Annotated in this window: 22 protein-coding genes; 18 read left to right on the top strand and 4 right to left on the bottom strand. The window is 33.4% G+C overall.

Annotation, left to right across the window (positions count from 1 at the left end; all coding sequences use genetic code 11):
• The first annotated feature begins 319 nt into the window (after positions 1–319).
• The 11 genes from HQN62_RS10445 to HQN62_RS10395 all read left to right on the top strand — a co-directional run bounded on the left by HQN62_RS10445 (position 320) and on the right by HQN62_RS10395 (position 11,477).
• Positions 320–2,179, top strand: a complete 1,860-nt coding sequence (locus tag HQN62_RS10445; protein ID WP_173504325.1) for a peptidase U32 family protein — start codon at positions 320–322, stop codon at positions 2,177–2,179.
• A gap of 165 nt (positions 2,180–2,344) precedes the next feature.
• Positions 2,345–2,935, top strand: a complete 591-nt coding sequence (locus HQN62_RS18940; RefSeq protein ID WP_243412016.1) for a hypothetical protein — start codon at positions 2,345–2,347, stop codon at positions 2,933–2,935.
• Between the two features lie 344 nt (positions 2,936–3,279).
• Positions 3,280–3,855 carry a DJ-1/PfpI family protein gene (locus tag HQN62_RS10435; RefSeq protein ID WP_173504324.1) on the top strand — a complete coding sequence of 192 codons (576 nt, stop codon included), beginning with the start codon at positions 3,280–3,282 and terminating at the stop codon, positions 3,853–3,855.
• Positions 3,856–4,090: 235 nt separating this feature from the next.
• Entirely contained in the window at positions 4,091–4,669 is a 579-nt protein-coding gene (locus tag HQN62_RS10430; RefSeq protein WP_217362486.1) for a peptidylprolyl isomerase, read from the top strand.
• Positions 4,670–4,732: 63 nt separating this feature from the next.
• Positions 4,733–5,239 carry a GNAT family N-acetyltransferase gene (locus HQN62_RS10425; RefSeq protein WP_173504323.1) on the top strand — a complete coding sequence of 169 codons (507 nt, stop codon included), beginning with the start codon at positions 4,733–4,735 and terminating at the stop codon, positions 5,237–5,239.
• 54 nt (positions 5,240–5,293) lie between these two features.
• Positions 5,294–5,758: an Mpo1 family 2-hydroxy fatty acid dioxygenase gene (locus tag HQN62_RS10420; RefSeq protein ID WP_173504322.1), complete on the top strand. Its 465-nt coding sequence runs from the start codon at positions 5,294–5,296 to the stop codon at positions 5,756–5,758.
• A 325-nt stretch (positions 5,759–6,083) separates the two neighbouring features.
• Positions 6,084–7,661 carry a phage tail sheath family protein gene (locus tag HQN62_RS10415; protein WP_173504321.1) on the top strand — a complete coding sequence of 526 codons (1,578 nt, stop codon included), beginning with the start codon at positions 6,084–6,086 and terminating at the stop codon, positions 7,659–7,661.
• Between the two features lie 30 nt (positions 7,662–7,691).
• Complete coding sequence (locus tag HQN62_RS10410; RefSeq protein WP_116795306.1) at positions 7,692–8,156, top strand: phage tail protein; 465 nt, start codon at positions 7,692–7,694, stop codon at positions 8,154–8,156.
• A gap of 98 nt (positions 8,157–8,254) precedes the next feature.
• Entirely contained in the window at positions 8,255–10,054 is a 1,800-nt protein-coding gene (vgrG, locus tag HQN62_RS10405; RefSeq protein ID WP_173504320.1) for a type VI secretion system tip protein VgrG, read from the top strand.
• 5 nt (positions 10,055–10,059) lie between these two features.
• Positions 10,060–10,359, top strand: coding sequence for a PAAR domain-containing protein (locus HQN62_RS10400; protein ID WP_173504319.1), 300 nt, complete (start codon positions 10,060–10,062; stop codon positions 10,357–10,359).
• Between the two features lie 167 nt (positions 10,360–10,526).
• The gene (locus tag HQN62_RS10395; RefSeq protein WP_173504318.1) at positions 10,527–11,477 is read left to right on the top strand and encodes an NmrA/HSCARG family protein; all 951 of its coding nucleotides are present in this window, start codon (positions 10,527–10,529) and stop codon (positions 11,475–11,477) included.
• A 43-nt stretch (positions 11,478–11,520) separates the two neighbouring features.
• Here the strand turns inward: HQN62_RS10395 and HQN62_RS10390 are convergent, their stop codons facing one another.
• The 3 genes from HQN62_RS10390 to HQN62_RS10380 form a co-directional block, all read right to left on the bottom strand.
• The gene (locus tag HQN62_RS10390; protein ID WP_254454428.1) at positions 11,521–13,374 is read right to left on the bottom strand and encodes an adenylate/guanylate cyclase domain-containing protein; all 1,854 of its coding nucleotides are present in this window, start codon (positions 13,372–13,374) and stop codon (positions 11,521–11,523) included.
• A complete protein-coding gene (locus tag HQN62_RS10385) occupies positions 13,371–13,904 on the bottom strand; it encodes a hypothetical protein (RefSeq protein ID WP_173504317.1) in 534 nt (177 codons plus the stop codon). Before HQN62_RS10385 ends, HQN62_RS10390 begins: the two co-directional genes overlap by 4 nt.
• A gap of 174 nt (positions 13,905–14,078) precedes the next feature.
• On the bottom strand, positions 14,079–14,531 hold the full coding sequence (locus HQN62_RS10380) for a hypothetical protein (protein WP_173504316.1): 453 nt from the start codon (positions 14,529–14,531) through the stop codon (positions 14,079–14,081).
• Between the two features lie 313 nt (positions 14,532–14,844).
• On the opposite strand from HQN62_RS10380, the gene HQN62_RS10375 reads away from it, so the two are divergent.
• From HQN62_RS10375 to HQN62_RS10345, 7 genes are all read left to right on the top strand, one after another.
• Positions 14,845–15,732, top strand: coding sequence for a YitT family protein (locus HQN62_RS10375; protein ID WP_173504315.1), 888 nt, complete (start codon positions 14,845–14,847; stop codon positions 15,730–15,732).
• A gap of 111 nt (positions 15,733–15,843) precedes the next feature.
• Positions 15,844–16,326: an HD domain-containing protein gene (locus HQN62_RS10370; protein WP_173504314.1), complete on the top strand. Its 483-nt coding sequence runs from the start codon at positions 15,844–15,846 to the stop codon at positions 16,324–16,326.
• A 154-nt stretch (positions 16,327–16,480) separates the two neighbouring features.
• Positions 16,481–16,945: a DinB family protein gene (locus tag HQN62_RS10365; RefSeq protein WP_173504313.1), complete on the top strand. Its 465-nt coding sequence runs from the start codon at positions 16,481–16,483 to the stop codon at positions 16,943–16,945.
• Positions 16,946–17,665: 720 nt separating this feature from the next.
• Positions 17,666–18,376: a hypothetical protein gene (locus HQN62_RS10360; protein WP_173504312.1), complete on the top strand. Its 711-nt coding sequence runs from the start codon at positions 17,666–17,668 to the stop codon at positions 18,374–18,376.
• Positions 18,377–18,693: 317 nt separating this feature from the next.
• A complete protein-coding gene (gene gcvT, locus HQN62_RS10355) occupies positions 18,694–19,776 on the top strand; it encodes a glycine cleavage system aminomethyltransferase GcvT (RefSeq protein WP_173504311.1) in 1,083 nt (360 codons plus the stop codon).
• 8 nt (positions 19,777–19,784) lie between these two features.
• A complete protein-coding gene (locus tag HQN62_RS10350) occupies positions 19,785–21,830 on the top strand; it encodes a S41 family peptidase (RefSeq protein ID WP_173504310.1) in 2,046 nt (681 codons plus the stop codon).
• An 88-nt stretch (positions 21,831–21,918) separates the two neighbouring features.
• Positions 21,919–22,629, top strand: a complete 711-nt coding sequence (locus HQN62_RS10345; protein WP_111410375.1) for a YebC/PmpR family DNA-binding transcriptional regulator — start codon at positions 21,919–21,921, stop codon at positions 22,627–22,629.
• Positions 22,630–22,822: 193 nt separating this feature from the next.
• On the opposite strand, the gene HQN62_RS10340 is transcribed toward HQN62_RS10345, so the two are convergent.
• Entirely contained in the window at positions 22,823–23,938 is a 1,116-nt protein-coding gene (locus HQN62_RS10340) for a LamG domain-containing protein (RefSeq protein ID WP_173504309.1), read from the bottom strand.
• Between the last annotated feature and the right edge of the window lie 161 nt (positions 23,939–24,099).

The following is a 24,099-nucleotide window of genomic DNA, read 5'->3' as shown; positions in this document are numbered from 1 at the left end:
GAAATGTGATTCTAAAATTAACTCACGGAATTATTTTTTCAATTCTAAAAGAAAAAGAATACTCATATGCCTGAACCAATTTAAATTTCCCCTATAACACAAAAATGCTAATTACCAATGCATTGGGATATATAAAAAATTAGAAATCAATTCTTCTAAACTCCATTCTTTTCTTTAGCATTAGTCTTACTTTTTCGCTTACCATTCAAAAAAAATCATTTTGGGTTAGAAATCTTGAAATATTTATAAGAACTTTGCACGCTTTTTGTGAACACACAAGCAAATAGCTTTTTAGAAATTATAAAATGATCATCAACTGATGAAGAAGAAAATAGAAATTTTAGCCCCCGCAAAAGATTTAATTCATGGTATAGCAGCCATTAACAGTGGTGCCGATGCCGTTTATGTTGGAGCTCCCCAATTTGGTGCCCGTTCCAATGCCACCAACTCTATTGAAGATGTTGCAGCCTTGGTGCAATATGCCCATTTATACAATGTTCCTGTTTTTGTGGTTATGAATACTATCCTGTACGATAACGAATTGGAAACTTGCCGTCAGATGATTTGGAAATTGTATGATATTGGAGTTGATGCTCTTATCATTCAGGATATGGCTATTATGGAAATGGACTTACCTCCTATCATTTTACATGCCAGTACGCAAGCCAACAACAGAGATGCCGACAAGATGAAATTTTTGGCCGATGCCGGAATCAAACGTGTGGTTTTGGCTCGTGAATTGAATTTACACCAAATCAAAGAAATCAGCAACGCAACTGATGTGGAGTTAGAATTCTTTGTTACCGGAGCTTTATGTGTTTCTTTCAGCGGTAACTGTTATATGAGTGTTGCTAACGGAGAACGTAGCGCCAATCGTGGTTCTTGTGCCCAAAACTGTCGTTTACCATACAACTTAATTGATGGTCATGGAGAAACGCTAATTAAAAACACTCACTTACTTTCAATCAAAGATTTTGATGTTTCAAACGAAATTCCAAATTTAGTGGAAGCTGGAGTTTGTTCCTTCAAAATTGAAGGACGTTTAAAAGATATCGTTTATGTAAAAAACAACGTCTCTTACCTTAGACAAAAACTGGATGCTTTCTTGGCTGATAATGACAAATACACCAAAGCTTCATCGGGAAAATGCACCTACACTTTTGATTCAGCTTTGAATCGTACTTTCAACCGCGGTTATACCGATTATTTTGTTAACGAGCGTCACGCCACTATTGGTTCTTGGGAAAGTCCAAAATCTAAAGGACAATACATCGGTAAATTAATCCGAACCGTTGGAAATGCCTATGAAATTGAAAATGGCCATGTATTGAACAATGGTGACGGTTTGTGCTACATCAATGAAAATAACGAAGCCGACGGTATTTACGTAAATAAAGTCGAAAATGGTTTGGCTTATCCAAATGTATTGAAAGAAGTAAAAGAAGGTACTTTCATTTATCGAAACAATGATGCCGCTTTTATCAAAATCGTAGAACGAGAAGATAGTGCCGTTAGAAAAATAAGTACTTCATTGTTATTATACGAAAACGAAACTGGTTTTGAGTTACTTGCAACAGATGAAGATGGAAACGTGAGTACTGTTCAATTGGTTCATCCAAAAGAACAAACCAAAAATAATCAATCCATCGAGGAAAACATCAAAGCGCAATTGGCCAAAACAGGATTTACGCCTTACACCGCCGATGAAATAACCGTTCAGTTTACGGATAATTGGTTTTTACCTATTTCAAAAATCAATGAAATGCGCAGAACAGTTTACGAACAACTATCTGAAATCCGTTTGAAAAATTACAAACGCGAAGAACGTAAAATCGAAAAAACATCTCATCTCTACCCAGAAACCAAATTGGATTTCATGTATAATGTTTCCAATAAATTGGCCCGTAAGTTTTATGAGCGACATGGAGTGACCGAAATCGAGAAAGCATTCGAATTGCAATGGGATCCAGGAAAATCGCGTGTGATGACTACCAAATACTGCATCAAATACGAGTTGGCCAAATGTCCAAAATACCATAAAGACACTATGGAAGGTAAATTGAAAGAGCCTTTGGTATTGAAACAGGGGGAATTGGAATACAAACTAAAATTCAACTGCAAGCCCTGCGAAATGGAAATTTGGGAAAAAGACGCCGAATTTGAAATCGAAGAAGATTAAAGTACTATTTTCTAGATTTATTTTCAATAAAAAACTACAGAGTAAAGTGACCTTTATTTTGTAGTTTTTTTATGACCACATTTTGAATTCTTTTTAAAAAGCAAACTTCAATTAAGGAGCGCATTATTTAAAATCCTAAATTTGTCAAAACCAATAAATCAAACCATGAAAAATCTGTTAACTCCCCTATTCATTATAGCATTCGTATTGATTTCTTGCAAAAATGAAGCTGAAAACAAAGCCCCTAAAGTAATTGTTCCATTTTATCAAGTTGCCAATCAGCAACAAAATCAAACGGCAACTGCTCCCCAACCCAGTGCACTTTATCAGCAAAATGGTGTAAATAAAAACACAGCAAATCAGATACAAACTCAAACTCAAACACAAACTGTAGCTGCTCCTGTAAAAGTTGCCAAGGGAATGAATCCTTCCCATGGTCAGCCAGGTCACCGTTGTGACATTCCTGTAGGCGCACCTTTAAATTCTCCGGTTGCCACTAATTCAACAACTCCACAAGTCGTTTCAACTTCGGGGCAATCTTTGACTACAGCGAAAGGTATGAATCCTCCTCACGGTCAGCCAGGACACCGTTGTGATATTCCAGTAGGATCACCATTAAATTCTCCGGTAGCTACCGCTAAACCCGCAAGTCCACAAGGAGCTCCAAATTACATTGTTTCCCCACCTACAACAACCGAGACTCCTGCTTCAACTCCTACAGAAACTACTCCGCCCGCAACTGTTTCTGGTCAATAAAATTTTATTTGGGCGTGTCCCTTCGTAAAAACTGCGGGTCGTGCTGTACGTTCCCGCTTTTTTTTGTCCCGTAAAAAAACAGGACAAAAAAAGAGCTCCACTTCCATCACTCACGCAAAACACGAGCATCCGGATTAATTGATTCTTTTTTATAATCAAAGATCAGTCGAAAGAAATACCATGACATTATTTAATTTAAATAACTAAAAACCAAATAACTAAATACATTTTTTTCTTAACTTTATAAGAGCAAAAAAATCAGATTCTACTTATACAAAAAACAGTATAACCCAATCTATTTTTTGTTCGTCAAAAATTTTTATTAAACTTTAAAATAGTGTAAAATGAAAAAAGTATTGTTCTTGACAGGCGATTTCACCGAAGATTATGAAACTATGGTTCCCTTTCAAATGTTAGAAATGGTTGGCTACACCGTTCACACCGTTTGTCCCGACAAAAAAAAGGGAGACACCATAAAAACGGCCATCCATGATTTTGAAGGAGACCAAACCTATACCGAAAAACCGGGACACAACTTCACATTGAATTATAGCTTTAGTGACATAAAAGTGAATGATTATGATGGATTGGTTATTGCAGGAGGAAGAGCTCCAGAATATTTAAGATTGAACGAAAAAGTGATTGAAATCACTAAGCATTTTTTCTCCACCAATAAACCAGTCGCGGCCATTTGTCATGGTATTCAGATTTTAACTGCTGCCGATGTAGTGAAAGGACGAAAACTAACCGCTTATCCAGCCGTAGGTCCCGAAGTAACATTGGCCGGTGGAATATTTCAATCCATTCCTGTAGATGGAGCCTATGTAGACGGAAATCTGGTTACTTCACCCGCTTGGCCCGCACACCCAAGTTTCATCAGAGAATTTTTAAAAGTTATGGGAACCAAAATTGTAATTTAATTTTTTCCTACCAATTAAGTTTTCAAAGAAAGGAATTAAATAGTTAGTTTAAATAATACCATATAAAAGCTACAGCAAGAGTTTATTTTGTTGTAGCTCTTTCATTTTTAAATGATGCTACAGGGATAAAACCGCTACAATAAACTGAGTAATTCATTTTTATAGTACACTTTTTTTATCTTTGGAAACTATTGCAAATAGCTTAAAAAAGTAAAATATAAACATACTACAGAAAATGAAAGGAATTTCCCTAACCATTATTGTAATGCTTTTTGTGATCTTGTCGGTTTCGGCACAAAAAAAGGAAGTATGCAACATTACCACTTCGTTAGGTGAAATCACGGTAGAATTATATCCCGAAAAAGCTCCGATTACGGTTGCCAATTTTTTAAAATATGTTGATGCACATTTATACGACAACTGCAGCTTCTTTCGAGCCGTGACGTTAAATAATCAACCCAAAGATTCGATAAAAATTGAAGTTATACAGGGAGGTGAAATTGATTCTACAAAAGTGTTTGCACCTATCCCGCTTGAAACTACAAAGCAAACGGGAATAAGTCATAAAAACGGGACCCTTTCTATGGCAAGAGACAAACCCAATTCGGCTACCACTAATTTTTTTATTTGCATAAATGATCAACCTTCTTTAGATTATGCTGGAAAAAGAAACAAAGATGGACAAGGATTTGCCGCTTTTGGTTCGGTTATAAAGGGCATGGAAATCGTAAAAAAGATTCAGCGACTTCATCCCGAGCAGGATCAATATTTCAAACCCGAAATACGGATTGTCTCCATAACAAGAAAGAAATAAGATATTGAATACTGTTTAAATTTTCAATTATTTATAATAAAAACACCAGAATATATTAGCGCTATGATTACAATTGCAACACTAGAAGACGCATCTGCTTTAGAAAAATTAATTAACTCTGCCTACCGTGGTGAAACTTCCAAAAAAGGATGGGCCACCGAAGCGAATCTTTTAGAAGGCAAAAGAATCACTTTAGATGAGTTAGAGAAAATAATTAAAAACAAAGACAATACGATTTTAAAATATACTGAAAATAATCAAATCATTGGATCCGTTTTGCTTTCTAATAAAGGAAATAAACTCTATTTGGGAATGCTAGCCATTTCACCTGAATTGCAAAATAGAGGCCTTGGAAAAAAACTATTACAAGAAGCCGAAGTTCATGCATTATCCTTGGGCTTAACCAAAATTGTAATGACCGTTATTACCATTAGGGAAAAATTGATTGAATGGTACAACCGTTATGGATATGTAGATACTGGCGTTAGAGAACCTTTCCTACTCAATGATTATGATGCTATTATTACAGACCAACATTTGGAATTTATGGTCTTAGAAAAAATACTTTAGTGCATTTATCTCTATTAATTATTATTTTATAAATTAGTAGAAAAAATACGAATTATGAAAACATTAGACCAATGGTTTGAAGAATATGCGGTAAGTCACCAAAATCCAAAAAACAAGGCTATACACTATATTTGTGTTCCTGCTATATTCTTTTCTGTATTGGGTTTATTGATGAGTATCCCAAGTGGAATATTGAATTCTATTTTTCATTTAAACCAACCTATTATTGAAAACTGGGGATTTGTAGCTTTAATATTTATTTCTATCTTTTACATCAGATTGTCAGTGTCTATGGCTATCAAGATTATCGTTTTCTCTTTACTTTGTTTGGTACTAAATTATTACATCGGGCAATTCGTCCCTCTTTGGGCATTCTCAATTGGTGTTTTTGTTGTGGCTTGGATTGGACAGTTTTATGGTCATAACATCGAAGGCAAAAAACCATCATTTCTGAAAGATATCCAATTTTTGATGATTGGTCCAGCTTGGGTTGTGCAAAATTTATTTTCTAAAAAATAGCCGTTTCACATATCTTCAAAAAAAAAAATTCCTTATAGTAGTCCTTTAACAATTCATTGTTTTAGGACTTTTTTTTAAAAATAAATTTTAACAGAAATCATTTTTAAAGATTAAAAAAAGCTTACCTCCAAATAACTTACTAGATTACAATACTTTAAAAAATAAAAAATCGCAAAAACTTAGAGAAGTCATTTTGTTATAGTAAATAAATTATTACTTTTACTCACCCCGCATTGAAATATAAACTCAATCTAATCAATTAATAATAAGGTTTTAGACAACTAAATTTCTTATTAATTAATAGCGTTAACCAAAAACAAAACCAATGGACTTAACAAACAGACCAACACCAGGAGTTTTCATTAATGAAATAAATGCATTTCAGAATTCTGCGGTTGGAGTACCCACAGCAATACCAGCATTCATAGGATACACTCCTCAGGCCCTACACGAAGGAAAATCATATTTAAATGTACCCGTAAAAATCACTTCTTTCGCCGATTTTCAGGACATATTTTGCCTACCTGATCATCCCCTTCCTGCAAGTCCAACTAAACAGTACAGTCCGGAATATTATTTAGTTCAACAAAAAAGTCAACCTGAGAAAGGAGATTTTATGTTGATTTTCGAAGCCTATTATTCTATAGTACCCGACCCTTACACCATTTATTACCTTTATAATAGTGTGAAACTTTTTTATGAAAATGGTGGTGGTGAAGCATATATTGTATCCGTCGGTACTTATGGACCGTCTTCTAAGAAACCGATGGATATTGACACCCAAATAGTAAATCCAAATGTAGTATTAAATGATTTACTTGAAGGCTTGCAATTATTAGTACACGAACCTGAACCTACACTTTACATTTGTCCAGAAGCCACTTTACTTAGTCTTTCAGAGAATGGAGAACTTATGGAAAGTATGTTACTTCAATGCACTCAAATGCAAACCGCTATGTCGATTTTTGATATTATTGGAGGTAATGATCCTGATCCAGTATTATACACACAGGACATTTCAAATTTTAGAATAAATACAGGTTCGGTTGGATTAAATTATGGTATGGCTTATTATCCTTTTATTGGAACCGATATAATGCAGAAACAGGATATTGATTATACCAACTTATTTGGTGGAGACGTAAAACAATTAGGTTCTGTCATTAATCCTGCGAGTAATCCAAACCCTAATATTGCGGCAATTATTGCAAACATTCAAAATCCAGCAAGTACATTAACTACAACTCAAAACAATAATGCGCTCTTGAATGCCAGTTTAGAATATTCGTACATTATAAAAGAAGTGGAACGAATTGCAAGTATACTTCCAGCAAGTGGTGCAATAGCTGGTGTAATTTCAATGACCGATAATCAAGAAGGTCCGTGGCAAGCTCCCGCAAATAAATCAATTTTTGGTGCAATTTCATTACCCATAAAAATATCAGAAAGCCAACAAGCCAACTTAAATGTTGATGTAGTTTCTGGAAAATCAATAAATGCAATACGAGTGTTCAATGAGCTTGGCATACTAATTTGGGGAGCAAGAACACTTGATGGAAACAGTCAGGATTGGAAATATATTCCTGTAAGAAGAACAATGATTTTCATAGAACAGTCCTGTAAATTAGCTGCTCAGGCCTATATTTTCCAACCCAATGACAAGAACACTTGGGAGGCTGTAAAATTGACCATTGCAAATTTCCTAACTGATGTTTGGAAACAAGGAGGATTGCAGGGTGCAAGTGCATCAGATGCATTTTCTGTTGATTGTGGTCTGGGAACAACGATGACAGGAGAAGATATTTTAAATGGTTATATGACTATCAGTATAAAAGTTGCAGTTGCACATCCTGCAGAGTTTATACTTATTACTTTGCAACAAAAAATGGAATCTGCCTCTTAATCAATCTTTTTAAAGTTTTAAAATACTTTTATGGATACAAACAATAACAGCATTGAAGATACTTCATGGCCAATGCCAAAATTTAGATTTGAAGTAGACTTTGGAACCGAACTTGCAAAAGTGGCTTTCCAGGAAGTAACAGGAATGGATGTTGAAAACCAAATAATAGAATATCGTAAAAATGACAGCCCGCTTTTCTCTGTAGAAAAAATGCCAGGAATTATCAAATACGGAAATATTACTATGAAGCGGGGTCTTTTTGTAAATGACAATACTTTTTGGAATTGGCATCAGCAAGTAGTAATGAATACAATTAAAAGAAGAACGATTGTAATAAAATTATTGGACGAAAATGGAAATGTAACTATGCAGTGGACATTAAACAACGCTTGGCCAACAAAAATTACCAGCACCGATCTAAAATCAGACGGAAATGAGGTCGCCATTGATATGATAGAAATTGCACATGAACAATTAATTATTTCAAATGGATAATGATTATCATATATTTTTCTCTTAGCATTTTCTTCTCTAAACCTAGAGGTAATCTCAACAAATTAATATTCCATCCAATAATATAAAATCTAAACTAAATGAGTACAACAAGTGAGATATCTTACGGTGGAATTGTAACGTTTTCTATCAAAGTTAATGGAGAAACTATCCCTGACGAATTGAGTGTGTTCTCAATTCATATTGAAAAGAAAATAAATCGAATCCCAATTGCCAAAATAGTAATTTTGGATGGAGAGCCTAATACGGGACAATTTGAAGCTAGTTCATCAAGTACTTTTCTGCCAGGTGTTACTATTAGTATTGAAGCGGGATATGATTCTAAAAACGAAATAATTTTTAAAGGAATAATTACCAGTCAATCACTTTTAATAGATGATTTAGTTGGGTCTGCACTGGAAATTGAATGTCGGGATGCAGCAGTAAAAATGATTGTGGGTCGAAAAAGCCTTACTTATGCCAATAAAAAAGACAGTGAAATCATTTCATCCATTATAGGAAGCTATTCGGGATTAACGTCGGATGTGACGGCAACAAATACAACATGGCCGGAACAGGTACAATATTATGTAACGGATTGGGATTATATCCTGGCGCTTGCAGAAGCAAATGGACTAATCGTCACAACTTTGAATGGCACGATTACGGTTAATAGTCCTGACAGCAATACTTCATCTGTTTTGAAAGTCACTTATGGAGATAACCTGATGGAGTTTAATGCAAAATTGAATTCCAATACGCAACTGGGTAATGTAACATCTTCTTCTTGGGATTATAAAAATCAACAAATAGTAAAGAGTCAGGCAATCCCTAATATTGCCGGATCCGGAAACCTTTCGACAAAAAAACTGTCAGAGGTTATTGGTCTTTCTACATTTCAATTGCAAACTTCGGCTGCACTGGAAACAACTGATTTAAACAATTGGTCCAAGGCACAAATAGTAAAAAGCGAATATTCTAAAATAATAGGCGAAGCCAAATTTCAAGGAACAAATCTGATTGATCCTGGAAAATACATGACTTTTAATGGTCTTGGAGATCGTTTTAATGGAGATTATCTAATTTCGGGTGTTGTTCATAATCTGTCACAAGGTAATTGGATATCCGAGGTAAATCTTGGACTTTCGCCGATATGGTTTACAGAAGAACCCGATGTAATGGCTCCACCAGCTTCTGGTCTATTACCAGGGGCAAGAGGCCTTTTGAACGGAACAGTTAAACAAATATTTGGCGACCCTGATTCTCAATATCGAATTCTAGTAGATGTTCCATTATTCAATACCAATGGAGCTGGTATTTGGGCCAGACTTTCCAATTTTTATTCCACAAATGGAGCAGGTGCCTTTTTTTTACCCGAGGTTGGAGATGAAGTGATACTTGGTTTTTTAAACGAAGACCCGCGCTTCCCCGTAATATTAGGGAGTTTGTACAGCAATTCAAAAATAAAACCTTTTGCAGGATTGGAGCCCAATGAAAAAAATTCAATAAAAGCCATTGTTTCCAAATCTGGAATTTCAGTTGAATTTGATGATGAAAATAAAATTTGGACGGTTGCCACGCCTAATAAAAATACTATCATCATTAGCGATAAAGACAAGCAAATCACAATTAAAGATGAAAATCAAAACAGCATCGTAATGTCCAGTAATGGTATTGATATGTCGAGTCCCAACAATATAAACATTTCGTCCCAAGAAAAAGTCACCATCAAAGGCACTATGGGTATCTCAATAGAATCCAATGGCGGTGATGTTGAAACAAAAGGAATGAATATAAAAGAAACCGCAACTATGCAATATACCGCTAATGGCGGAGCAACAGCCCAAGTATCTGGAGGAGCGGAATTAACGCTGAAAGGCGCGATGGTAATGATAAACTAATAACTATGCCAGCAGCAGCAAGACTTACAGATTTTCATGAATGCCCAATGGTAATATCAGGATTACCTCCTATTCCTCATGTTGGTGGGCCAATAATTGGTCCAGGTGAACCAACCGTTATAATTGGAGGATTACCCGCTGCCAGAGTTGGTGATATGCTAGTTTGCGTTGGCCCGCCAGATTCAATTATAGGAGGTTCATCAACTGTAATGATCGGTGGAGTTCCTGCAGCAAGAATGGGAGATCAAACTGCTCACGGGGGATCAATTGTACTAGGAGCATTTAATGTTATGATTGGTGGGTAGAAAATTGAAAAAACATCAATTACAATACAACTTCTTACCACATAATAAAACGTAGTAATTAATGCAATCGATAAAATAAAATCACAAACAAAATACAAATTGCTAAAAATCAGATAATTAATTCATTTTTTATTAATTTTATATTCATAATATAAAAGATAATCAAAATGGAAAATAAAAAAATAATTTCCGTGTTTGGTGCCACAGGAGCACAAGGCGGCGGACTTGCCAGAGCAATTTTGGCAGACAAAAACAGTGAGTTTGCTGTAAGAGTTGTAACCAGAGATGCTAATTCAGAAAAATCCAAAGCATTCGCTAAATTAGGTGCCGAAGTAGTTGAGGCCAACATCGATGATATCCAAAGCATTAAAAAGGCAATTGATGGAGCCTATGGAGCATATTTTGTTACTTTTTTCTGGGAACATTTCTCCGTGGACAAAGAACTGCAGGAAGTGAACAATTTTATTGAAGCTGCAAGGGAATCTCATTTGCAGCACATCATTTGGTCAACATTGGAAGACACCAGAAACTGGATGAAATTGGATGATGACAGAATGCCAACACTACATGGCAAATACAAAGTACCTCATTTTGACGGAAAAGGAGAAGCGGATCACTATTTTAGAGAAGCCGAACTGCCCACCACTTTTTTGAGAACCTCATTCTACTGGGACAATTTCATTCACTTTGGCATGGGACCCCAAAAAGGAGAAGACGGCAATTATTATATCGCATTCCCGATGGATGACAAAAAATTGCCAGCCATAGCAGCAGAAGATATTGGTAAATGTGCATATGGAATTTTCAAAAAAGGAAAAGAGTTGATCGGAAAAACCGTTGGTATTGCAGGAGAAAAACTAAATGGAAATGAAATGGCCGAAAAACTTTCAAAAGTGTTAGACAAAAAAGTACTTTTTAATCCCGTTACTCCAGAAGCATACCGCAATTTTGGATTTCCGGGCGCCGATGATCTGGGAAATATGTTTCAGTTTAAAAGAGATTTTAACGATGACTTTAATGGCGCTAGAAATGAAAATTTTGCAAAAGAATTAAACCCTGAACTTCAAAATTTTGATATGTGGCTTTCCGTCAATGCTTCAAAAATACCAATAGAATAGATTGTAATGCATTTAGGAGATGAAAACGTCTTTTTTTTGTCTCCTAAAATTTAGGTTTTTCATCAATATGATTTGCACCATTTACAAAATACATTTTCATCATCCCCCTGTTTTTGACTTCTACCTCTCCCCTGTACTCACAATCAAAAGAGTCTTTTATAATTGCAAATGTATTTTCAGAAATATTAATTTTCCCCCGAGCTGAATTCGATTCCATTCTAGAAGCAATATTTACAGTATCGCCCCAAATGTCATAGGCAAATTTCTTGGTTCCCACTACTCCGGCAACTACAGGCCCAGTATTAATACCGATACGGATGTTAAAACGAGTATGATTGAGTGGGTTTTCCAGATTGGAATGTTGCACAAATTCTAAAATTTCCTGGGCAACCAAAATCATTTTATAAGCATGATCTTCTGTAGGGAAAGGCAATCCTCCGGCACACATATAGGAATCTCCCAATGTTTTTATTTTTTCTAAATCATACTTTTCGATAATCGCATCAAATTTTGAAAAATAATAATCGACACTTTCCACCAGTTTTTCCGGTGACAAGTTTTCGGCATATTGTGTAAATCCTTCAAAATCGGTAAATAAAACAGTAACGGATTCAAATCTTTTGGCTACTACTTTACCACTTTCTTTTAGTTCAAGAGCCGTTTCTTCCGGAAGAATATTCAATAATAAAGTGTCTGATCTTTTTCTTTCTTCTTCAATGATAATGTTCGTTTTCTTGATAAAACGATATCTTCTAAATAAACCAATCGCCAGCAAGAAAACAAGAACTAATGAAACGATAGAAGAAATGGCAATTATTTTTTGGGTCCGCTTTTGTTGAATCATCAAATCGACTTCTGCCTGCTTCTTTGAAACCTCAAAATTGGTTCTCAAATTCCCCATTTTCTCGACTTCTTCAAGATTTCTGACACTGTCTCGATAAGTAATGTATTTTTTATAATAGGTAAATGATTCAGGTATGTTTCCTGCTTGTTGATACAATTCAGAAAGTATTAAACTTGACTTTTGGACTTGATCCTTCAATCCTTGTTTTTGTGCAATATCCAAACTTCTTTTTGCGTAATCAAGAGCAGATTTCCATTCTTTTCGCTTAAAATAAATATCTGACATATAGAGAAGGTAATCTGATATGCCATAGTAGTCTTCCTGCTTTTCTAAAATTGAAATAGCTTCACTTATGTTTTTGATTGCCAATTCATCATTTCCTTGTTTAGCAAAGACCATCCCTTTATTCCCTAAAGTATAGGCAATACCAATGAGATAATTTTCCTTCTTGAATATTGTACCGGCCTCATTAAAATAATTTAAGGCCAAATTGAATTTTAAATTCTTCGAATATTCATCTCCGGCATTTAGTAAAGCAATCGCCAATGAAAGCCTATTAGTCGTTTTTCTTAAAATTTGAATAGCCTTGTCATAGTACAATTCAGCATTCTCTTTATTGCCCATGTTGGAATACACATCGGCAATACACATATAAGAGTTTCCTTCTCCCGGAGCATAGTCAGCTTTTACTGCCGCATCAATACTTTTAAAATAGGAATCTAAGGCTATATTAAAATTTCCCGATAATCTGTTTTTATTACCCTTTTGACTATATCCTCTATATAAATATAAATAGTTCTTTTCAGCCTTGGATAAAGCAATGAGCTCCTCAGCAAATTTTAATGATAATTCAAGGTTGTTACTTTCATTAAAAGACAAATTTCTTAGCAATTCCATTTTTTCAGAATTATTAAGTTTCTTTGTTTTATAAATTTTCACAAGACTATCCGCTACTTTTTGATCTTGAGCAAAAACAACAATTTGCTGAAAAAACAATAGCATTAAATAAATTGTGATTTTATTGAAATAGCTAAATAACCTTTTTACCATCATATATTCCCTATCAATTTTGGATCAATATGAAAACTTTTTTTATGTGAACCATTCTTATAAATACTACAATGCATTGAATATACATCTTCTTTGTTGATCAATCTTAAATCCTCTTTGACCCTCGCTTCGACAAAACTATTTGGTCCTCCGCTTCCCATAATAGTTGTGTCATGAAAAAAATCAACATCATTTTGGTCTTTATCTTTTGAATGATATACAATACTATCAATAGCAATTGAATACTCTTTATCATTAGATTTACCCACCCATTTTACATTTTTATGAAGATAAACATGAGACACAAAATCGATCACTTTACTATCATTTGTTTTTCCAAAATTGTCATCCGTTAATTTACAAAGGCGGTCAACTTCATCTTGAGCAGGTTCTATTGGCTGTATAATTGTATTCAAATATTCGTACAGTTTTTTGGCTTTAACTTCTAAGGTGATTTTTACTTTTCCTCCCTTAGACAAACGTATTTTTAAAAATCCTTTTTCTGTCAAGTAAAATTTTAGTTTTCTGTCCATTGTAATTTATTATTTCAGGTTTATAAATATTTATTAACCATAAAAATTATAACAAATTAAAAAATGGCAGATTTTGGGAGTAAAAGCTTTTAAAAAAGAAATTTTAAAATTAGTCTTAACATAAAAACCAAATGTGGTTTTACATAAAACGACAAAATAGAATCCTTATTAATATTATGTATTCGCTATTAGTTTAGGGTCTATTAAATAGGTTTTAGCCACATTATTGTAATGAATACTAAATTCTATTTTATAAATATTTTGTGTTTTAGCCATTTCAATTTGGTCTTTGATAGTCGCTACAACTTTGCTATTACAGCCTCCTGTTCCCATGATAGTAATGTCATCTTCCAAAAAGCACTTATCATTAGGGTCATTCAAATCAAAATCATAAACGATTCGGTCTATTGCCACAGAATAACCATCATCTGTGGTTGAGCCTATCCATTCTACGTTATGTCCAAGATAAACATTTGATAAAAAGCCTTGCACTTTTCCATTTTCAGAAATGCCATCATTATCATCAGATAAAGTACTCACAGTATCAATTTCTTCTTGGGATGGATTTGACATTTGATAGAGACTGCTGGCATCAACAGTCAAAACTATCTGAACATTTTTACTCATAAATTTTAGATTTAAAAGATTAATTAATTCCAATAAAATTTATAGGTTAAAAAGTCGATTTAAGGGAAGCAAAAATTAGATTTTTACTATTTTTAATCAAAGTATAATCAAATTTAATGCTTTTTAAATTAAAAATTAACAAATAACAAGAAAATATAAAACCAAAAGAGCTAAAAAATGCATTTGTAAAAAATAAATAAAAAATAATAATTCAAAAGAAGTATTTTTCTTAAATTTACAACAATAACTAATTGTATTTTAGTTAAGTACAAATATTTTTCATACCAACTTCACTCTTAAAACCAAAGATAATATGAAATTCAACCAAGAACCTATAGACTGGAGAGAAATATTCGAACTGAAAAATATCATTCTTAATTTGGTTGGAGTAGCATTAATTACATTAGCTTTAAAAGGTTTTATGATTCCCAATAAATTTTTGGACGGAGGAGTTATAGGAGCTTCAATACTCATTCACGAAATCTCACATGTACCATTTGGTGTTTTAGTGCTCGTATTGAATATCCCTTTTTTATTTATTGGTAAAACTGTACTAGGTAAAACTTTTGCCATACAAAGTTTAATCACCTTTTTAATGATAGCAGCCAGTATGACATTTATTGACATTCAGCCCGTAACATCCGACCGTTTATTGATTGCATTATTTGGAGGTTGCTTGATTGGTATGGGAATGGGATTTGTCATTCGAAGTGGCGCAGCGGCAGACGGAATAGAAATACTCGCCTTATTTACTACCCGAAAAATTGGTCTTAACGTGTCGGAAGTTATTTTTGGAATCAACTCAACACTATTTCTTTGTGCTGCATGGTCATTTGGCATAAGTACCGCTTTATACTCTATAGTTACTTATTTTTCGGCTATAAAATGCCTTGATTATATAGCCCATGGAATAGAACAATACACATCTTTACATATTATTTCATCCCAAAGTGAGGCGATAAAATCATTAATCGTACAACAATTTGGTAAAGGAATTACAGTTATTAAGGGAGAAAGAGGTTATTTGCCGCATGCTTTTCATGAAAAAACAGATTGTGACATTATAATAACTGTTGTAACCCGATTAGAATTACTGAGGATAAAGGAAGAAGTTAGCCAATTGGATCCGCATGCCTTTATGTACATTCAATACATCAAAGAAGCAAGAGGGGGTATTTTAAGAAACAAGGCCAAGCATTAGGATATGAAAAACTGGGATTTATTGTGTCATACAGTCATTAATATATTAAAAGCGAACTTAGCGCCATTCTTAACCTATCATGATTGGAAACATACTGAACATGTTATAAGAATGGCCGAATATATTGCGCGCAAAGAAAACATGCTTGAAGAAGACGTTGTATTAATAAAAACGGCAGCCCTATTTCATGATGCTGGATTTATAAACTCTGTTGCTGATGGACATGAAGAAGCAAGCATTCTAATGGCTCAAGATAGATTGCCTCAGTTTGGATACACTAAAAATGAAATTAAGGCCATTGCAGGTATGATTCAGGCGACCTCTATTCCTCAAGAGCCTAAAACAAAATTAGAATCCATACTCGCTGATGCCGACTTGGAATATCTCGGTACTGATAATTTTGAACGAATAGGAACCAATCTATATTTTGAAATAAAACATACAAACCCAAATCTCAGCATAAGCGAATGGAATGATATACAAATTAAGTTCCTCCAAAGTCACCAATACCACACTCCGTATTGCATTCAATATAGAAACCCCACCAAACAAAAAAACCTTGAATTACTTATTGAGCAGAAAAATGAAAGTTAGTTTGCTAAGATGAATCAAACTCTATTCTCTTTATTTTTTAATGCAACTAAGTAGATTTGATAAAATCCATTACATTTACTTTTCACAACCAAAATGCGTATCAGATTATGCATTCTGACATTATTTTCTAAAACATATTAAATTTCAAAAAATTATGGAAGAACTAAAAAAACTAATGACTGAGTTAGAAAACAAAATACCTAATCAAGAATTACTCAATCCATTGGTTTCTAAATCTTCTGTAGGTTGGCATATTGAACATACTTTACTTACTATGAACTTAGTCCTCGAATCTATTCATAAATCGAATCCCGAGAATTACAAAAGAACTTTCAACCTTAATCGTTTTCTAGTATTTACACTAAATAAAATTCCAAGAGGAAAAGTCAAAGCGCCCCGAATGGTTAGACCTGAAGAGAATTTTACAACCGATTCATTAAAAAGTCATCTTGAAAAAGTAAAAATGAACCTCGAAAAATTAAGCACTCTTTCTGCTAACAATTATTTTGAACATCCTTTTATGGGACAATTGAATTTGAAGCCAACAATTCGTTTTATTAAAATCCATACTAATCACCATATTAATATTATAAAAGAGATTATTGAAAGTAAAAGTTAAAATAAAAAATACTAAAACAAATAATTTTTCTCTTCAAATTACTAATCGTATTTGAATGTTTTAATATTAAACTATTACTCTAAAAAGCAATATCCATTTTATTCATTTTAAAATAAATAGAAACTAAAATAATCTATATTTTTTTATTAAAACAAACAATCTTTCCTTACTAATAATTAGCTAGAAATTCCTAACAGTCTTCCAAATCTGTTAGGATAAAAAACTCGTTACTTACCCAGCTTTTAAATCCCGATGCAATAATTAACACCGATACAAGATCATTTTTTTTGTTATTTCCCTGCATCTTACTTCATAAACAAAACTCTAATTAGCTAAAAATCATGTATTTATACTTTTGTGTAATTTATTTTCATTATTTTTGTTAAAACATTTATTAAAATAACCATTTCTACCCAAACGAGATGAATCAAAAAGATTGATTTTTTAAGGACTCCCCTTCCTCTTATATAATATGCACTTTGATAAATCATAAACACGATTATCAATTTACATGATGATTTTAAGAATATAACCAAACAACAATCTTAATTTATTGGAATTGCAGGGTCCACAATAATGTTATTACAGATATGGTCCCAAGAAAGCGGACGTTCCTTTATCTATTTTCAGTTTTAATCTAAAACAACTTTCTGTCCTATTTAAAAATATTTTTGATTTTACAAAAAAGTAATTAAAGTTCAACCAATTAAATAAAAAAAGATGAAAACAATTTTGACAATGTTTGTGGCAATGCTAGCCTTAAGTTTCACTTCCTGCAAAAAAGAAAGTGATAAAGAAGTAATTCCAGCCGAAAGCTCCCCAGAAAAAGTAGCAGTAAAAGAAGAACCTGTTTTTGAACCTTTTAAAGTTATGGTTATAACCCATACCGTAAAAGATTTTGATACTTGGAAAAAAGCATTTGACGAACACGAAAGTGTCAGAACCGCAAGTGGATTAACATTAAGAGCCTTGGGAAGAGATATGGATAACCCTAATAAAGTTTATGTCTTTTTGAATCTGGAAGATTTGCAAAAAGCCAAAGATTTTGCCGCCAATCCTGAATTAAAAGAACGAATGAAAAAAGGAGGTGTAACCAGTGCTCCTGAATTCATATATGCCGATGTAATAAGGTTTGAAGAATCTCCCGCTACATTAAAAGGAAGAGTGCGGGTTGGACATAAAGTAAAAGATTTTGATGCTTGGTTAAAAGTATATGATGCCGAAGGCAAAGAAACCAGAATGGCGAATGGATTAGTAGACAGAGCCATCTCCAGAAGCATTGATGATCCCAACATGGTTTATGTAACTTTTGCCATAAGTGATTTAGAGAAAGCTAAAGCGAGGCTAAAAGACCCCGCTTTACAAAAAATTATGACAGATGCCGGTGTGATAGGCAAACCCGAAGTGACTTTCTATAATGCGGTAGAATAAAAAAAACACATTCAAGAAAGCCAAACAAACTTATTTTATATCATTTAAGTTTGTTTGGCCTTTTTGCGTAAGAGATTGAAGCTATATCCCACGCTTTTGGGCGTGGATAAATCCTAAAACCCAACTCCATAGTTGAAAATTATGGAGAGACGACTGCAATTTTCAACTGTAAAGTTACGCCAAAATCAATATCGTAATTGCAGATTATCGTTTATTAATCACGCTTTATAGAATGTAAAGTATTTCAACGTTTATAGGCTTTGCCACGCAAAATAAAAACTATAAATTAGCACTTTAATAATTATATAAAAAAAACAATGAAAAATACTGCTTTAACGCACATACATGAGGGTTTGGGAGCGAAAATGCTACCGTTTGCTGGATACAATATGCCTATTCTTTATGAAGGGGTAAATGCTGAACACGAAACGGTTCGAAATGCAGTAGGTGTTTTTGATGTGTCGCACATGGGAGAGTTTATACTCTCGGGTCCAAATGCTTTGGCTTTGATCCAAAAAGTAACTTCAAATGATGCTGCGACTTTGACTATTGGAAGAGCCCAATATTCTTGTTTACCTAATAATGAAGGTGGAATTGTAGATGATTTGATTATCTATAAAATGAAAGAAGAACAATATTTATTGGTTGTAAATGCATCTAACATTGACAAAGATTGGGATTGGATTTCAGCTCACAATGATTTGGGAGTAGAAATGAAAAATCTATCAGATGATTATTCTTTATTGGCAATTCAAGGACCAAAAGCGGTTGAAGCGATGCAATCTTTATCGTCTATAGATTTATCAGCCATTGCTTATTACCATTTTGAAGTAGCTGATTTTGCAGGTTTCCCTAATGTTATCATATCGGCAACTGGTTATACAGGTTCTGGTGGATTTGAAATCTATTGCATGAACGACCAAGTAGAAACAATTTGGAACAAAGTTTTTGAGGCTGGAGCTGCTTATGATATTAAACCTATTGGTTTGGCAGCAAGAGATACTTTGCGATTGGAAATGGGATTCTGTTTATATGGTAACGATATCAACGATACAACATCACCTCTAGAAGCTGGTTTAGGATGGATTACCAAATTCAACAAAGAATTCACTAATTCTGATAATTTAAAAAAACAAAAAGAAGAAGGTGTAACCAAAAAATTAGTAGCTTTCGAAATGCAAGAGCGTGCAGTACCAAGACATGACTATGAAATAGTTGATGGTTCTGGAGCTGTAATTGGAATTGTAACATCTGGAACTATGTCTCCTTCTATGAACAAAGGAATTGGTTTGGGTTATGTTACAACAGCCAATAGTACAGTTGATAGTGATATTTATATCCGAATCAGAAAAAATGATGTTCCTGCCAAAGTGGTAAAACTCCCTTTCTATAAAAAATAAATATTTCTATGAAAAAAATCACATTTGTGTTTCTGTTTTCTACATTCTCTCTATTTGCGCAAAATAGTGATACAAGTTGTGACATTTTATTCAAAATAAATAAATTACTCCAAAAAGAGCACTTTAGTCCAAAGCCGGTAAACGACAGTTTATCGGCTTATCTTTTTGATGAACTATTTGATGAATTAGATCCCTCCAGAAACATTTTTTTAAAATCACAGGTTGATACACTGTCCAAGAAATACAAACTCAATCTGGATAATCTCATCTTGAAGAAAGATTGCTTTTTTATAACGGATATAAAAAATGAGTATAAAAAATCACTGCTGAGAAATAAATCCATTTTAGAAAAACTCAACCGAGAAACTATTGATTTCAATATAAAAGATACGATTCGATTCAAACAAAGAGACTTTAATTTTTATTTGAAAGAGAACGACGTTGAAAAAGCCTTAAATAAAAAAATCAGGTTTGAAGTATTCAATGATATCTCTGAAAAAAGCAAAAACTTAGATTCGTTGAAACTCAATTTTAATTCGATGAGTCATACATCCAAAAAGAGTATTATCGAAAATGAACTTTGCAAAATCAATGCTTTACTTTCCGATGGCAAATCATTCGAAGACAATCTTTTTAATATTTTTTGCAACTATTTTGACCCTCATACCAATTATTTCAGTAACGACACTAAATCAAGTTTTGTATCTACTTTATCCAAAGAAAGACTTTCATTAGGATTGGACGTCAGTCTAAATGATAAAAATGAAATTATTGTAGACGAAATAGACCCTAATGGACCAGCATTTAGAACTGGAAAAATCAAAAAAGGAGATCAAATTATTGCAGTTTCCAATCAAAAAGAAACACTTGAAGTTTCCTGTTCCTCTCTGGAATCCATAGCTACTCTAATGTCATCAGAATTGAATACCAATATAACATTAACCATCAAACGAAATTCTGGAAAGAGTTTCAAGGTAAATATTGAAAAACAAGTTCTAAAAGACGAAGAAAATACAGTATATAGCTTCATAATTGATAAAGACTCCAAAATAGGTTACATAAAAATACCTAGTTTCTACTCAAATTTTGAAGGAGGAAACAGTAAAGGCTGTGCCCAAGATGTTGCCAAAGAAACCATTAAATTAATGAAAGACAATATCAAAGGATTGGTTCTTGATTTGACGGACAATGGAGGTGGATCTATGGAAGAAGCTGTAAAATTAGCCGGCTTATTTATTGACTACGGACCAATATCTATAGTCGTTGACAATAAAAAAGAACTATCTGTGATAAATGACCCGTATAGAGGTGTTATTTACAAAGGTTCAATTGTTATTATCATTAATGGAAATTCAGCCTCAGCAAGCGAGTTTTTTGCCTCAATCATGCAAGATTACAACCGAGCACTTTTGATAGGAAGCACTTCCCTAGGAAAAGCTACCATGCAAACTATTGTTCCTTTGGAAAAAAATGACGATCAACATTTTGTAAAACTGACCATCAGTAAATTTTACAGAATCACCGGAAAAAGTCATCAAGCCGTTGGAGTTATACCAGATGTGCAAATTCCAACAATCTATCAAGATGTTTTTCAAAAAGAAAGCGGATTTCCAACAGCTTTAAAAAATGAAAGCTTAAATTCAAGAATTCGCTTTACACCCTATGTAAGTAATGAGCTAATTGAATCTCTTGCCCAAAAAAGTAGAATTAGAGTAGCTCAAGACCCTTATTTCAATTCCATTATTGCTCTAAATTCGAAGATTGATGCCGTAATAAAGAAATCCAAATTTGAAATTCCAATGACATTGGAAGCAGTTTTTGAAAACCAAAATAACATTAACAATTTATCCGAAGAAATCAATAATTTCAAAGCAGATGATTTGAATTTAAATGTATCCAATTCAGAATACAACAAATCATTACTTGAAATTTATCCTTCACTTATCGAGTACAACAAAATGCAACTTGATAATTTAAAATCCAATCACTATCTTAACGAAGCGATAGCCATTATAGCTGATTACAAAACATTAAAACAAAATAAACCGAATTAATTACACACTATTTTGCAAAAGATTTTCCATAGGCTTTTGGATAAATAAGGAATAGCTGTATTTTTGCAATTCAAAATAACAATAAGAAATGGGAAGAGCATTTGAGTTCCGAAAAGGTAGAAAAATGAAACGTTGGTCTGCAATGGCCAAAGCCTTTACCAGAATTGGTAAAGATATTGTAATGGCGGTAAAAGAAGGTGGTCCAAATCCTGAAGCCAATTCAAGACTAAGAGCCGTAATTCAAAATGCCAAGGCAGCCAACATGCCTAAAGAAAATGTCGAACGCGCTATCAAAAAAGCTACCGATAAAGACACTGCCAACTATAAAGAAGTATTATTTGAAGGTTATGCTCCTCACGGAATTGCACTTTTAATTGAAACTGCTACGGATAACAACAATAGGACTGTTGCAAACGTTAGAAGTTATTTCAACAAATGCAATGGAACTATGGGAACTCAAGGTTCTGTAGAATTCATGTTTGACCATACTTGTAATTTTAGAATCCCAAAAGAAGGTATTGATCCAGAAGAATTAGAACTTGAACTAATTGATTTTGGAGCTGAAGAAGTTTTCGAAGACGAAGACGGAATTTTAATTTACGCTCCTTTTGGAAGTTTTGGAACTATCCAAAAAGAATTAGAAAGCAGAAAATTAGAAATATTGTCCTCTGGTTTTGAAAGAATTCCACAGATTACTAAAAAATTAACAGAAGCCGAAATGGCCGATGTTGAGAAATTAATTGAAAAAATGGAAGAAGACGATGACGTTATGAACGTTTATCATACTATGGAAGAATAATAAATTCATCTAATAAAAAACTTATAAAACTCTAGAATCTCTCTAGAGTTTTTTTTTTTACCATAAAGTAATCACCTAATTAATCAAAGAAAAGGCAGATTACATTCGACAAGTTTCAAAAAAAGGTTGATGCAATAACTACATCAACCTTTTTTAATTATGTCTACTCTAAATTATTTTGATCCGAATCAAATCAATTAGACGATATTATTTTATCATTTGGGCTTTGTCCTGTATTCCTAATTTTCAACGAATAAGTTCCTTCTGGAATCGAACTAATATCAATTACACTTGCATTAGCTGCAAATACCTTTGCTCCTTTAGGCGAGTATATTTCAAAAGACTTGATTCCTCCTTCTGTTAAAGGAACAGTTAATACAGTCTTTGCCTCTTCCATTTTGTGCAAATTTGAGCTTATTTTTTTATCAGCTAAACTTTGTGTTTTATTAGCGATTTCCAACAAATAAGTTCCATCTAGAATTGAACTGATGTCAATTACATTAGTATTGCCAGCAAATACTTTTATACCTTTTATTGAATAAATTTCAGAAGACCTGATTTTACTTTCTGTTACCGGGACAGCCAATACTGTTTTTGTTTCTCCTACTACGGAGGTTATACTAGTTGTTGCAACATTTTTTGTTATCAAAGAAGAATTGCCTTTGTATAACGTAACAATTTGTTCGTCTGACAAGGCAACATCATATATTTTTAAATCATCAATATCAGCATTAATACTTACAGATGGACCCTTTTTACCAATTGAAAAAACAATACCTGAAGTCAATTTTCTAGGACTTATGGAGGACTTAATCAGTTCCCCATTTCTATAAATCTTTGAAGTAAACCCATCATAAGTTACTATGTAATTGTACCAAATATTTGAAGAAACTGCGGTGGACACAATAACATCGTTTTCATCTCCACATCCAGCGAGATTTAAATCCGATTTAGAATCCGTTGCGATTTGTTGTAATAAACCAAAATAACGTGCGTTATATAAGGAACCATAGCCCCAAATATAATTTGCTTTTGTTACGTCATTATATTTTACCCAAATGGAAACTGTTCTTGAGGAATTGGCTGGCGGTAAATTAAGCACCATTGCTTCGATATAACTATTTGAAAGACGTATTGCACTATTAGGAACACCAGCTCTATCATTTACAAACGTAGCTTTACCCGAAAATGAAATTTCATTTTTTGTATTGCTAAGGGTACCATTAAAATCAAACTCTTGGATTGCTGTTTGGGCGTTGATTGAGAAAGTAAATACAAACACTACTGTAAGAAGTGTCATTTTTTTCATAAGTTGTAGGTTTAGAATTTGCGGAATAAATAATTGCGATTATCATTTATTAATCTCAAATCTAAGGATTGATCTAGCAAGAGCCTAAATATCCCGATAAAATGTTAAAAAAATCGTTTAAAATCCACAAAACAAACAAAAAGACTTATAATTATTACATT

This window comes from Flavobacterium sp. M31R6 (assembly GCF_013284035.1).
GTDB lineage: Bacteria > Bacteroidota > Bacteroidia > Flavobacteriales > Flavobacteriaceae > Flavobacterium.
This window is presented reverse-complemented; position numbering and strand designations above follow the sequence as displayed.